General features: G+C 43.8%; 14 protein-coding genes. 5 read left to right on the forward strand and 9 right to left on the reverse strand.

Features of this window, described 5'->3' with window-relative positions:
- Position 1: 1 nt before the first annotated feature.
- From K1X84_05210 to K1X84_05230, 5 genes are all read right to left on the reverse strand, one after another.
- Entirely contained in the window at positions 2 to 370 is a 369-nt protein-coding gene (locus tag K1X84_05210; protein ID MBX7151016.1) for a hypothetical protein, read from the reverse strand.
- Complete coding sequence (era, locus tag K1X84_05215; GenBank protein MBX7151017.1) at positions 370 to 1,275, reverse strand: GTPase Era; 906 nt, start codon at positions 1,273 to 1,275, stop codon at positions 370 to 372. The genes K1X84_05210 and era overlap by 1 nt, the downstream gene beginning before the upstream one ends.
- 39 nt (positions 1,276 to 1,314) lie before the next feature.
- On the reverse strand, positions 1,315 to 2,646 hold the full coding sequence (locus tag K1X84_05220) for a GWxTD domain-containing protein (protein MBX7151018.1): 1,332 nt from the start codon (positions 2,644 to 2,646) through the stop codon (positions 1,315 to 1,317).
- A 9-nt stretch (positions 2,647 to 2,655) separates the two neighbouring features.
- Positions 2,656 to 4,023: a 30S ribosomal protein S12 methylthiotransferase RimO gene (gene rimO, locus K1X84_05225; GenBank protein MBX7151019.1), complete on the reverse strand. Its 1,368-nt coding sequence runs from the start codon at positions 4,021 to 4,023 to the stop codon at positions 2,656 to 2,658.
- A 112-nt stretch (positions 4,024 to 4,135) separates the two neighbouring features.
- Positions 4,136 to 5,035 (reverse strand): hypothetical protein, encoded by a 900-nt coding sequence (locus tag K1X84_05230; GenBank protein MBX7151020.1) that lies wholly within the window; start codon positions 5,033 to 5,035, stop codon positions 4,136 to 4,138.
- A gap of 475 nt (positions 5,036 to 5,510) precedes the next feature.
- Here K1X84_05230 and K1X84_05235 point away from each other — a divergent pair, with 475 nt between their 5' ends.
- The 5 genes from K1X84_05235 (at position 5,511) to K1X84_05255 (ending at position 10,320) form a co-directional block, all read left to right on the forward strand.
- Entirely contained in the window at positions 5,511 to 6,050 is a 540-nt protein-coding gene (locus tag K1X84_05235) for a hypothetical protein (GenBank protein MBX7151021.1), read from the forward strand.
- Between the two features lie 232 nt (positions 6,051 to 6,282).
- Positions 6,283 to 6,480 carry a 30S ribosomal protein S21 gene (gene rpsU, locus K1X84_05240; GenBank protein ID MBX7151022.1) on the forward strand — a complete coding sequence of 66 codons (198 nt, stop codon included), beginning with the start codon at positions 6,283 to 6,285 and terminating at the stop codon, positions 6,478 to 6,480.
- A gap of 97 nt (positions 6,481 to 6,577) precedes the next feature.
- Entirely contained in the window at positions 6,578 to 7,996 is a 1,419-nt protein-coding gene (locus K1X84_05245; GenBank protein MBX7151023.1) for a S8 family serine peptidase, read from the forward strand.
- A gap of 176 nt (positions 7,997 to 8,172) precedes the next feature.
- A complete protein-coding gene (locus K1X84_05250) occupies positions 8,173 to 10,002 on the forward strand; it encodes a peptidylprolyl isomerase (protein MBX7151024.1) in 1,830 nt (609 codons plus the stop codon).
- Between the two features lie 6 nt (positions 10,003 to 10,008).
- On the forward strand, positions 10,009 to 10,320 hold the full coding sequence (locus K1X84_05255; GenBank protein MBX7151025.1) for an ATP-dependent Clp protease adaptor ClpS: 312 nt from the start codon (positions 10,009 to 10,011) through the stop codon (positions 10,318 to 10,320).
- A gap of 196 nt (positions 10,321 to 10,516) precedes the next feature.
- Here the strand turns inward: K1X84_05255 and zwf are convergent, their stop codons facing one another.
- From zwf to K1X84_05275, 4 genes are all read right to left on the reverse strand, one after another.
- Positions 10,517 to 12,046, reverse strand: coding sequence for a glucose-6-phosphate dehydrogenase (gene zwf, locus K1X84_05260; protein ID MBX7151026.1), 1,530 nt, complete (start codon positions 12,044 to 12,046; stop codon positions 10,517 to 10,519).
- A gap of 36 nt (positions 12,047 to 12,082) precedes the next feature.
- Positions 12,083 to 12,445 (reverse strand): sulfite exporter TauE/SafE family protein, encoded by a 363-nt coding sequence (locus K1X84_05265; GenBank protein MBX7151027.1) that lies wholly within the window; start codon positions 12,443 to 12,445, stop codon positions 12,083 to 12,085.
- Between the two features lie 8 nt (positions 12,446 to 12,453).
- A complete protein-coding gene (gene gnd / locus K1X84_05270) occupies positions 12,454 to 13,347 on the reverse strand; it encodes a decarboxylating 6-phosphogluconate dehydrogenase (protein MBX7151028.1) in 894 nt (297 codons plus the stop codon).
- Positions 13,348 to 13,606: 259 nt separating this feature from the next.
- Entirely contained in the window at positions 13,607 to 13,915 is a 309-nt protein-coding gene (locus tag K1X84_05275) for a translation initiation factor (GenBank protein ID MBX7151029.1), read from the reverse strand.
- Positions 13,916 to 13,924 lie beyond the last annotated feature (9 nt).

The raw sequence follows: 13,924 nt of genomic DNA on the forward strand, positions 1-13,924 counted from the left end.
CTTACTCTTTCATGTAATAAAAATCTGTAATCATAAATTTTGAAGCTACGGGCTCAACCGTTACGCATAACTGACGTTCATATTCGGTTTCCAAAAAACGAATTTTGAAATAAAAATATTCCGCCTCGCCGATCATGGCGTGATCATATAATTGAAAGAAGATGTGTGAATTAAAATCTCGTGAATGGTTTCGGAAGTCTCGCTCTTGATCGATTTTATCGATCGCATGGCCGGTAGTCATTACCTTGAGATCATCATAGTGATCGGCTGAGTAATAGAATTCGACAAACTTCCTGGCCGTGGATTCGGCATCGGCCGACAAGGAACAGCCAACTTGCAGCATGAAAACAGGGAGAAAAAATAACCGCATTACATATAACCAAGGTCTTTGAGTGTCCGCCGGTCTTCGCGCCATTTTTCTTTTACTTTAACCCACAATTCAAGGAAAACCTTACGGCCCAGAAATTCCTCAATCGCTGTGCGCGCTTCTTCACCAATTTTTTTAAGCGCCGCTCCTTTGGAACCTATTAAAATGGCTTTCTGCGAAGAACGCTCAACGTAAATGGTTGCGCGAATAAAATCTTTTTTCCGGTCGCGTTCTTTAAATTCTTCTATTATTACATCAGTTGAGTAAGGAATTTCCTGCGAATAGTGATAAAATATCTTTTCACGGATAATCTCAGCAACAAAAAATTTTTCCGGCTGTTCAGTCAAAACATCTTCAGGATAGAACGCCGGGCCTTCAGGTAATTGCGGTACCAAGGCATGCACGACTCGATCGGTTCCATCCGAATGCAAAGCTGAAACCGGAATAATCTCGGTAAATAAACCGGTAGAGTGAAACTTGGCAATCAATGGAAGCAATTGATCTTTGGCAATGCGATCGATCTTGTTAAGCACCAGTATAACCGGCAGTTTATTATCTTTCAACGTTTCAGAAAAAAGTTTTTGGATGAATTCCTCGCCGTCATTTTCAGTAACATCGATCATCACCAGTAATGCATCGGCGGATCCGATAGCATCGTCGGCAATACGCATCATAGCCGACTGCAATTCATACTTTGGAGTAATCAACCCCGGCGTATCGAGAAAAATAATTTGAACGTTGTTTTGATTATGAATTCCGAGTACGCGCTGGCGCGTCGTTTGCGGCTTCGGCGATACGATCGACAATTTAAAATGTAGGATGCTGTTCAGCAACGTCGACTTGCCAACGTTTGGCTTTCCGATGATCGCGACATACCCGCAACGAAAAGATGTTTGATTATCTGTCACGCACGCTCATATTTCTGTATTAAGGATTGCAATAAAAATTTAATGAAGGTAAACATAATTTTCAAAGTCCTGCCGATTGTAAAGTTCGTAATCTCCGATTCCTTGGAAATCGACAAACACCAATTTCAGGTTAGCTTGGTAATAATACCAAATTTCATAAGGCTTCGAATTGGATTCATAGGGATGCCGTTCGATATCATCCGGCGCTTCCAAAATCACAAACACCATTCCGCGATCCGTTTCCCATCCTTCACGGAATCCCGAAGTAAAATAACGATTGGCATAATCGATTCGCCGGTAATATTCTTCCATAATTTCATTGCGCTCGGTTTCAGGTGTCGGATCCTTGGCCTTCCAGAAATCATTAAAATACTTTTCTTTTTCTTCCTGCGAGCTTTTAATGATTTTAGACAAGTTGGCGCCGCGTGCGACGTGTCGCATCTGTTTGATCGCATTATCCAGATCGAATCCTGTTCCTGACAACGTCGGATTGGTAAAGGACGACAAGCGAACGTCGAAAACGGCTTTACTTGAGACTTTTTGATCACCAAAAGAAACTGTCACATCCAAAACATATTTTCCATAAGATAAATTTTTCTTGTCAATTTCAATCGAACTGAAGGTCTGAAACTGATATACTTCTTTTGCTGTTGAATCTTGTAAAACAATTTTTTGATTTTTATCCAGAATCTTATATTTCAATGTCATCCGGTCCCGATCGGACGGGAGATTGCCGGAACTATCTTTATATTTCCAGGCAAACCGGCTGTTATACAATTCAAAATATACCAGGTATCGTTTGAATTCATTGTCAAAGCTTTTGAAAACGTTAGGAACGATATTGACAATATCGTCCAACGAATCTTTCTGAATGCGATCGGCAAAAATCAAATCGCTGATGCCGATTTTCTTATCCCGAAACGTTTTGACGGGAATATCCAATTTACGTTGACCGAATTTTTGTGTTTCCTTATCCGTGATCATGACTTCGAGCAAATAATCGCCCGGATCGAGCAGCAACGTAATACGGCTGAAATGAAATCGTAAATCGGAAGTTGTTTCTTCAAATTTGTCCGTTATAATTTCACGATCTTGAACTTCCCGTTTAACCAAATTATTCTGTTTGTCTTTGACTGTATACGTAATTTCATATTGCGCACGATATAATGTTGATTGATATTTCGCAAATAGAAGTTCGCTGTAGGCCACTTTCACAAACGATTCGATCCGTCCTTTGGTGGTGTCTTTAGCTGCAAAATTAGCGGCATCCATAAAGAAAAAAGGCCCGCCGCCTGCCGATTTGCCGATTTGTGCAAACGCCATCGTCGAATGGACCACTACAATTGCAGCTAATACTCTGAATGTCTTCACAAAATGCTCCTATGAATGAGTTGAAACCAATTCCGAATACACATCATACTCGCTGGCATCCGTTACTTTAATATCAACAAAATGGCCGGGCTCCAGTTGTCGCTCGGTTTTAATGATCACTTCATTATCGATCTCCGGCGCATCATGCTGCGTCCGTCCAACATAATAGTCCTGCTCTTTGACGTCAATGATTGCTTTATATGTTTTACCGATTTTACCCAGATTGTTTTCAAGAGAAATTTCTTGTTGCATCGCCATCAGACGGTTATAACGTTCTTTTTTAAGTGTTTCGGAAATTTGAGGTTTCAGATCGTACGAATAGGTTCCTTCTTCATGAGAATACGTAAAGACGCCAAGCCGGTCAAATTTAAATTCCGATACAAAATCGCACAACTCCTGAAAATCTTTTTCCGTTTCGCCGGGATACCCGACGACAATCGACGTACGCAACGCCACTTCCGGAATTCTTTCGCGTAATTTATGAAGTAATTCCGTCGTTTGTTGTTTTGTCGTATTACGACGCATCGCTTTCAACATATTATCGGAAATATGCTGCACCGGCAGATCGACATAACGGCATATTTTTTTATTGTGAGCAAAGTGTTCGATTAATTCATCCGAAAACATCGACGGATATAAATACATGACGCGAATCCATTCGATACCGTCCACATGCGACAGTTTTTCAAGCAACTGAATCAAATGAACGTTTTTTCTCAAATTCGGCGCGCTTCGGTCGAAATCATACCCATACGACGATGTGTCCTGTGAAACGCAAATCAATTCTTTCACGCCTTTGGATGCCAGTATTTGCGCTTCGCGAACATTGTCATCGATGCTTTTACTGACAAGATTGCCACGAATCATCGGAATGTAACAAAATCCACAGCGTTGATTACATCCTTCCGAAATTTTTAAATAACCGTAATGCTTCTGATTGAGCAGAACGCGTTCGGTAAACAAAACCTGTTGGTAATGTCCTTCAATTTTTTCGGTTACTTTATCAAATTCGTGCACGCCGAAAAACGCATCGACTTCCGGCATCTCGCCTGCTAACTCTTTTCTGTAACGCTCTGAGAGACAGCCCGTCACAATAACTTCTTTGCGTATACCTTTTTTGGCGGCGGCCTCTTTCCATGCAATGGCTTTCAGGATCGTATCGATCGATTCTTTTTTGGCGCTTTCGATAAATCCGCAGGTATTGATCACGACGGTATCGGCATGATCGGCATTTTCCACGATCGTGGAATGTTTGAGATTTCCCAGAATCACTTCGGAATCAACTTGATTTTTCGGGCAGCCCAAAGAAATCACGTTGACTTTTTTTGTTCCATTCGATAGCGGGGAGCGGTTTTGTCCGAGTACCGGTAAAGAAATTATTTTAGGTTTAATGTTAGACACGGTCTGTTTGGAAATTGTTTAAATTGGCCTGTATAATACATAAAATGGGTTTGAAAGTCAATTTGTAACCCCACCCAATCCAGGGCATTTAGCGGCTTTTCGAGGACTTGGACTTTCGCAAAAACTGATCAATTATATTATGAAATTCGGCATCGTCTTTGATTTTTGAATTGAGAGGAATTAGCGAGTTCGCAAACGAACCGATACGTTTATCTTTAATATGTAAATCCAATTTCCCAAGATAACTTCCGTACGCACCGGCCTGAACAATAATCGTTTTTCCGATGCGGATATTTTCTCTGATTTCCGTTTGCGAGTGAGAGCCGACAATAACATCGATTTGCGGATATGCTTTGGCCAGTTCGATGTCTTCATCATAGCCTGCCTGCGATAACACGATGATCACGTCCGATTGCGACGCCGCCTGTTCTAAAACGGATTTAAATCGTTCGGGATCGGCCTGATACTCCAGTTTTTTTTCTTTTGGAAAATAATGAAACGATGATGGCGGCGTATAACCAATCATAGCCAATCGCAGTCCTGTTATCGTTTTGATACGATAGGATGGAATGGACATGACTTTACCGTCGCGCATTAAGGTCGAGCTAACCAAAGGTAATTTCGATGTGAGCAGTTCATTCGTAATGAACTGAGTTTCGTTAGCAAATTCCTGATCGCCGATATTCACCGCATCGTACCCCAGCAATTCATACAAACGGATAACTTTTTTGTCTTGTTCAGGTGCAAATCCGAAGGCATCAAGAAAATCACCTGCATCGACTGCCAATAGGTTACTATTTTCAGTTCGCAACTGATTCAACATGGTTCTCCTGCGGGAAAGACCACCCAACGGTTCTTCACCGCAATCACACGGATGAAGATTTCCATTATTATTATTCGTATAAACGATGGTCACGATCGTTGTGTCGGCGGCATGAAGTTCATTTAGCCCCAATAATAATAAAACGACTAAAAATAGTCTTAGCAAATAAAGCTCCTGTCATTTTGTTTTGTCAAACCTGTAACGCTGTCCGTGCTCTGCGACAATTTGACACACAAAAACAACTTAAGTTAAGTCAATGATGATACTAATAGATAAAATATGATGATTTTTGCAGTAAAAATAAACATTTAAAAGATTATGATGAACGTGAAAAGTAACATGGCATTACTTTTGATAACATTTGCGAAACATATTGAAAAAAATCCAGTTGCGTTTATCAATTTTTAACGTTATATATAACATATTATTATAACATTGAACCTTCAATGTTGAACGAACTATATTTTTATACGAAACCTGCGGTAAAAAAATTCGTTCTAGTGGTAAACTCGTTTACCTTATTTAGCCCAACCTTATTAACGACGTTCCATCGAAATTTCTTTCATTATAGGATTCTGAATGAAACCTCTTCCATGAGTTGTGGAAGAGCTGATGCTAACTAAACTAAGGAGAAAGAAACATGAAGAAGATAACGATGTTATCTTTAGCGATGCTGCTAGTTGCAGCAACGGCTTTTGCTCAGATGCCTGACAAAGGTATGGTCGAATTCACCATGAGCGGTCCGCTTTTCCAAAATCAATCTGAATCAGAAGTTTCTACAATCGGTCCAGCATTTGGTTTTGGCTATTTTATGACGCCAGCCATAGAAGTTGGTGGTGGCCTCCAAGTTTTGAAATTTGGTGGAGACGGTGGAAAAGCATTCTTTGGCGATAAATTTTCTTTAGCAATTGATGTAAACGGTAAATATCATTTTGCTGCTAAAGAAAAAATGTGGCCATATGTTGGCGCTCATGTCAATATAGGTTTAGGCGATGGCCCGTTGGGTAAAGCCGGCGGTAAAGATGCTCCGTTGACGTTCGGCGGTGCTGTTGGTGTTAAATATTGGCCGATGGAAGGTGGCGCATTATTTGGTGAATTAGCATTTGACAAAACTTCACCCAAAGCGCTTAAAGAAACTACTATTGGTGTGAATTTGGGTATTTTGATTCGCTTGAAATAAGCAGAATTAGTTATTAAATAAACCCTCGAGATTTTTCTCGAGGGTTTATTTTTTTCCGCAATTCCGTCCCCATTTTTAAAATTCCTCATGAATTCAAACTTTTCCTTGCATTTGCCTAATAAATCATTAAATTTCCTTGCGTTGGAGAGAGGAAGTAAATTCAATATTTTCAATTCAATTTTTTTGATAAATAAAAATTAAAAACACATTTCCGAAGGCAAAGGAGAGAGTTATGATCACGGTGCAAGTTGGAGAGAATGAATCATTCGACAAAGCGCTCAAACGTTTCAAAAGAAAATGTTTACAATCCGGTTTGATGCGGACATTGCGTGAGACCGCACATTATACCAAACCAAGCGAAAGAAAAAAAGCCGATCGCTTGAGAGCTATCAGAAAACAAAGACAAATCCAGGCCGAAGAAGGTTACTAGAATTTTTTAAAATCTCGTTTGAAAAACCATCCCGAAATCGGGATGGTTTTTTTGTTTCCAGTTTTCACGAACCGTCCGACAATCCGAATGATGAACAATGCCAGCTAAACTAACTAAAAAATATTCGATTCTGCCGATTTATCGCCGGATCCACTCTGATGCGCATTACACCGGCAAAGGCGTGACAATTGCTTTTATTGACAGCGGCTTCTGGCCTCACCCGGATTTGATCACACCCCATCCGCGCATACTGGCCATGGTTGACGTCACGCGTGAGAAATTTTCCAAAAAAGATTTTTTAAAAGTGAGGCCCTCGAGCTGGCACGGAACGATGGTAGCTTGTTCGGCCTGTGGCAGCGGTTTTTTTTCGAAAAAATATTACCGCGGCATCGCGGCGGATGCCAACGTTGTTTTGATCAAAGCTTTCGACGGCAAAAAAGTTACCTCCGCCGATATTCACCGCGCCTTATTATGGGTTTTAAAAAATCATAAAGCACACACCATTCGCATCGTGAATATCTCTCTCGGCGGTAACCGCAACGATACAGCTTTGCGTAGCTCTATTTGCAAGACCATTGGCAAATTAAAATCGTTGGGCATCACGGTGGTTGCCGCTACCGGTAATAATCCTGGCGCCCCGGTCATACCTCCGGCCAGTTGTCCCGATGTGATTACCGTAGGCGGTATCGACGATAAAAATTCCGAGAACTCTAATCTTTTCGGCGACTACGGTTCATCGTATGGCCGCACAACTGACGGCTTTGTAAAACCGGAAATCGTCGCTCCGGGAAAATTGCTGCCGGCGCCGATAGTATTGGACAATGAAACGTTTGATGAATCACAAATTTTGCACGAATTAAATAATACTCCAGCCAAATTATTAAAGAAAAAATTACGTGCCGCTATTCGCCGGACTAAATTGGATCCGAAAATATTAACGTTGCCCGAAAAACAAGTCAAAGCAGCCATTCGGGAAAGACTGGTGACTGAAAAATTTTTTGCCCCGTATTATCAGCACGTCGATGGAACTTCTTTTGCAGCGCCGATCGTATCGGCCATCATTGCACAAATGCTGGAAGCCAACCCATTACTGACGCCCGGATTGATCAAAATGATCATCGAAACGACCGCGCGACGACTGCCTGGTTTGGCTCCGGAGAAACAAGGTTTCGGTCTTATCAATGCCAAAGGATGCGTTCAGCAGGCATTACGAGAGACGCATGCGGTCGAAACCGATTCACCTCAGGTGTTCGATGACCGTATTGTTTTTTACTACCACAACCACACGGCTAAAAAAGTCTGCCTGCTTGGCGATTTTACCGCTTGGCAGAAAGACACCATTCTGCTTAAAAAAATCAGTGACGGGGTCTGGCGCGCCGATATCCCGCGGCTTTCCGCCGGGCAATACGCTTATAAATTCCTTATCGACGATCGCTTGTGGATCGAAGATCCGTTAAACCACCGCAAAGAAAACGACCATTACAACGGCATGAACAATCTGTTGCTGGTTCCGTAAACGAACGACCGTTAAAAAGCTTGTATTTATAAGGTTTCATGGCTTTTGCCGCTGTAAAATTTCTCAATTAAAAGTTTGATTTTTTCTGGCAATTATAGTATTTTCGTGCCCTAAAATACTGTTCATACGATTACGGCAATACAACTACTACCAATAGATCGAGGAGACATCATCCTATGATGACGAAAATCAGAGAAAAGACCCATATTCTTTTGTGGGTATTGGTCTTTTGTTTTATCGCGTTGATTGTGATCGAGTGGGGCGCCAATTATTCCGACATCGCCCGCACCAAACGCGGTATTATCGGCAAAGTCAACGGCGAAGACGTTCGATACGCGGACTTCCAGACGGTATATTACAATCAGATTCAGCAAATGCAACAACAGAAAAACGAATCTTTATCCGAATCGGAAATGGAGCAAGTCAGCGACCAGATCTGGGGACAAATTACCGAAGAAATGTTGCTACGCGATTTTATCAAAGGGAACGCGATCGCGGTCGGCGATTCCGAAGTCGTTTTTCATTTACGCAATAATCCGCCTGATTTTCTTCGTCAAAGTCCCTCGTTCCAGACGGATGGACAATTTGATCAGAACAAATACCTGCAAGCGCTGAACAATCCGGCTTTTGCCAAAGAATGGGCGTCCATTGAAAACATCCTTCGCGTACAATTACCGTTGGTCAAACTCCAGGGTTTGATTTCATCATCCATTCGCGTTTCCGAGAGCGAATTGCGCCAGGAATACATGCGTCGTAACCTTAAACTCAGCGGCAAAATTATCTATTTCAGCCCCGCTGATTTTCCCATGGAATCCATCACGGTCGGCGACGATGAAATCAAATCGTATTACGACGCGCACATTGACGATTATAAAGAACAAGAAAAAGCTAAAATGGTCTATGTGACTTTCAACGATGCGCCGACGAAAGATGATTCGGCGGAAGTTTTTACGCGCATTGAAGACGTCCGCAAGCAAGCTCTGGAAGGCAAAGATTTTGCAGAACTAGCCAAAACTTATTCCAGCGAACCGGGCGCGGCCAATAGCGGCGGTTCTCTCGGATGGTTTACACGCGGACGTATGGTACAGGAATTCGAAGACGCCTGTTTCAAAGCCAAAGCTGGAGACATTATCGGACCGGTCGAAACGCAATTCGGCTACCATATCATCAAAATCGAAGAAACGAAATTCAAAAATAATCCTAAAGATAAAAATCAGGACAGCGTCAAAGCAAGTCACGTCCTGATTCGAATGGAACCCAGTCAGACAACGGTGGAAACAGCACGCGAAAATGCCAATGCGTTTTACGACGTCGCTAAAGAAACCGGTTTCGATGCAGCGCTGGAAAAATTCGCAGGAAAATTTGAATTAAAGCCGGACACTACGGTCGATATCGTCAATAACGACGTCGGTATGATCGCCGGTTTCCCCGACCGTCTGCGCAGCGTTGTTCGTTTTATTTTCAGCAATGAAGTCGGTGTGACCACTCGCCCGTTCAAAACCAATCTCGGATTTACGATTTTCAAAACGATCAGCCGCTCGAAAAAAGGCATTCAGCCATTGGAAACTGTCCGTGAAAAAGTCAAAAACGCGGTTATTGAAGAAAAACGTAAAGACCTTGCTTTCAAAAAAGCTCAGGATTACCGCGCTAAAGCCCGATCAATCGACGAAGTTCGTTTGATCGATACGTCGGTGACGATCCGCGATTTATCTAATTTTACTCTCTCCAGTTCGATTCAAGGCGTCGGCCGCGACACGAAAGTCAACGGCGTACTGTTTCAATTACCGGTTGGCACTTTTGCCGATGCGATCAAAGGCAATCGCGGAGCGTATCTGGTGCAAATCAATTACCGTGATGAATTTAAAGAAACCGCTTATCAGGAAGCGCGCCGAAACCTGAAAACACAGTTATTGAATACCAAACAACAACGCGCGTACCGCGACTGGCTGGAAACGACAAAGAAAGTAATGGACATTGAAGATTTCCGCGCTGATTTTAATTTATAAAAAAGCATGAAATCCGTTTTGGAAATGATTTCGCCCGTTGTGGATGAACATACGAAGACGGAAAAATCACCGTCGGATTCCACGACGCTCGATTCACCGATGCGCGTCATTTTGTTCAATGATGACGTTCATACGTTTGACGAAGTCATCGGGCAATTGATCAAAGCCACCGGATGTACTTCCGCCAAAGCCGAAGCGCTGGCATGGGAAGTTCACACGACCGGCAAAGCCGTTTGTTATGAAGGTGAATTAAGCGAATGTTTGCGCGTCAGCGGCGTACTTGAGGAAATTGGATTGCACACGCAGATTGAACCATAGGAGTTCTTTTACCACAAAGACATCAAGGCACAAAAGTATAAAATTAAAAAAAATCAAAACCCCGGTCAGCGTGATCGGGGTTTTTTAATTTTTTTTGTCACTACGATGTCAGTTCGAGCCCAGTCGAGAACGACAAGAAATAACTAAAGTTCGAACTTGGTATCTTGCATGGTATCTTCGTGGTTACAAAAAGTTTTTACGGATGCGTGCGCCAGCGCCGTCCGTCTTTGGCGAGCAATAAATCCGAAGCCAACGGTCCCCACGTTCCGGCCGGATAATTGGGAAAATCATTCGGTTTGGTTTTTTTCCAATAATTAATGATCGGCATCACCAACCACCACGCCACTTCCACCATATCTTTTCGCATAAACAACGTCGCATCGCCGCGCAAACAGTCGAGAATTAAACGTTGGTATGCTTCAGCAATTTCAACGTTAAATGCATCATTGTAGGAAAATTGCATGTCGACCGATTTCAACTGCATGGTTGGACCCGGAACTTTAGCTTCAAATTTCATCGTAATCGATTCATCCGGCTGGATCTGCAGTATGAGAACATTCGGAGCAACGTCTTCCTGTTCGGTTCGCGAGAACATCAGGTGCGGCGTGCGTTTGAAGAAAATCGCAATTTCACTGTCGCGCCGCGGCATTCTTTTGCCGGTGCGAATATAAAACGGCACGTCCGCCCAGCGCCAATTATCGATCAGGATTTTACCTGAGACAAACGTTTCCGTTGCCGATTTGGGATCGACATTGGGTTCTTTGCGGTAACCTTCGACCATTTCATTCTGCACCACGCCGGCGTCGTATTGACCGCGCACCCAAAACTGATCGACCTGATCTTCTTTAACTGGCCGGATCGCGCGCAGTACTTTTATTTTTTCATCGCGCACGGCGTTGGCATCGAACGTGGTCGGCGGTTCCATCGCAACCAGCGCGACCAATTGCATCACGTGATTTTGGATCATGTCGCGCAGCGCTCCGGATTCTTCATAATAGCCGCCGCGTTTTTCAACGCCGAGACTTTCCGCCGCGGTGATCTGAACGTGATCAATATAATTTCTATTCCACAACGGTTCGAAAATACCGTTGGCGAAACGGAAAGCCATAATATTTTGAACGGTTTCTTTACCGAGATAATGATCGATGCGGTACACCTGCCATTCTTCGAAAGCTTTGGCAATTTCCTGGTTCAAAATTTGAGCCGATTCGAGATCGCGTCCGAAAGGCTTTTCAATGATCAACCGGCGCCAGTGATGCGAACCGCTTACGCGGGACATCCCGTTTTCGGCGAGGCGGCGCGTGATCGTCGGAAAAACGCTCGGCGGCGTCGAAAGATAATACAAACGGTTATCTTTGCAATTCCGGTCCTGGCAGTTCTTCAGCAATAATTGATCGAGATTTTTATATACTTCTTCATCGTCGAATCCTCCGCCGACGTAATACACGCTTTCAATAAAAGTTTTCAACGACGATTGATCGGCCGCCGCCGCGTTGGCAAAATTATGCAGCGATTCATCGACGACTTTCCGGTATTCTTCCGTACTCATCGCAGGCAATCCGACGCCGACAATGGTATAATTTTCCGGAAGTAAATGTTCTTTCGCCGACTGAAAAAGCGCCGGCAGAATTTTGCGGCGCGTCAGATCGCCCGATCCGCCGAAAATGATAATCGAACACGTACCGCTTTTTTCATCGGCCTGTACTTTTCGTAAAGCCGCATCCATTTGCACCGCATTCATACAACACCTTTTAAAATTTAACTACCGACCTATCAACATTTTGATACCGATGAGAATGATCACAGCGCCGAAAATTTTTTCAAGAGCGGAATTGGAAATACCGGTCGCGAATTTAGCTCCTAACCAGCCGCCAAGAACAAAACCGAGACATATGAACGCGGCAATTTTCAGGTCGACATATCCTTGTTTGTAATACGTCCAGGCAGCCAGTAATCCGATCGGAGGCACCAGCAGCGCCAGCGTCGTTCCTTGCGCCTGATGCTGCGTCATTCCAAAAAGGAAAATCAGCGCTGGCACAATGATCACGCCACCGCCGATTCCAATCAATCCGCTAAAAACTCCGGCAACCGCTCCAAGCAATAGGTACAGAAAAATGTTTCCCATGAATTCCCTTATTTTTTAACGGCATGTCCGCCGAATTGATTGCGCATCATGGCCAGCATTTTCGCCGCAAAACTATCCGGTTGACGCGAGTGAAAGCGTTCGAACAGTGATGCCGTGATGACCGGCGCGGGAACGTCTTTGTCGATGGCTTCCAAAATCGTCCAGCGTCCTTCGCCGGAATCCGCTACCCAGCCTTTGAGGGCGCTCAGTTCCGGATCCTGTTTCAATCCTTCCGCAGTCAATTCCAGCAGCCACGAACGCACGACGGATGCATGCATCCACAGATCGGCGATTTTTGCGAGGTCCAATCCGTATTCCGATTTTTTCATGATTTCAAAACCTTCGGCGTACGCCTGCATCATACCGTATTCGATGCCGTTGTGGATCATTTTGACGAGGTGGCCCGAACCGCTCGCGCCCATGTAGGCATAGCCGTCGACCGGCCCCAGCGTTTTGAAAATCGGATCGAGATGATCAAACACGTCTTTCTCTCCGCCGATCATCATGCAATAACCGTTTTTCAAACCCCACACGCCGCCGCTGGTTCCGACGTCGATGTAATGAATGCCTTTCGCTTGTAATTCTTTGGCGCGGCGAACATCGTCTTTGTAATAACTATTGCCGCCGTCGATGATGATGTCGCCCTTATTCAGCAGGCCAACCAGATGTTGAACCGTGTCTTCCGTAGGCTTTCCAGCGGGAACCATGATCCACACGGCTTTGCGGCCTTTGAGCTTTCCAACCATGTCTTCGATGGAAGAAGAAGCCGTCATACCTTTGGATGCAAGTTGTTTCACGACGTCGGCGCTGAGATCAAATCCGACGATATCGTGTTTATCATTCAGCAGGCGCTGCACCATGAAGCCGCCCATTTTGCCAAGTCCGACAAATCCGAGCTGCATACGAAACCTCCTTTAAAAAATGGAAAATAGAAAATTGAGAATTAAAAAAAATAATCGATTCAATTAATTTATTATCAAGGGTCTTTTGGATGTGAAATAAATTGGAGCAGTAACGGAGATAATTTGAGCAAATCGCGGGTCAGGGTCAATATTTAAATTAAACTCGTTGGTAAGAGATATTCTTGTCTACTCCGAACTCGTTTCAGAGTATGTACCATAAACGAATTGGTTCATTTTACATAAAAAAAGTGTAAATCACTCATCCGCCGACGCGTTTCACTTTGTAACCGAACGATTTAAGTTCGGCTTCGATTTTGGCGCGGTGATCGCCCTGGATTTCAATCACGCGGTTTTTGATCGTGCCGCCGGTCGCGCATTTGGATTTAAGTTTTTTCGCCAGCGCTTCGATGTCTTCGATCGACTCGCGAAATCCTTCGATGATCGTGACCGATTTTCCCGCACGCTGTTTACGGTCCAAGGAAAGTCTGAGTTCATGGCTTTTGGTGTAAACCGGTTGCTCGGACGGTTCTTCTTCCGGCTTGAAATCCGGATCAGTGGAGTAAACGATGGAACTGTT

Source organism: bacterium (assembly GCA_019695335.1).
In the GTDB taxonomy this organism is placed as follows: domain Bacteria; phylum CLD3; class CLD3; order SB21; family SB21; genus JABWBZ01.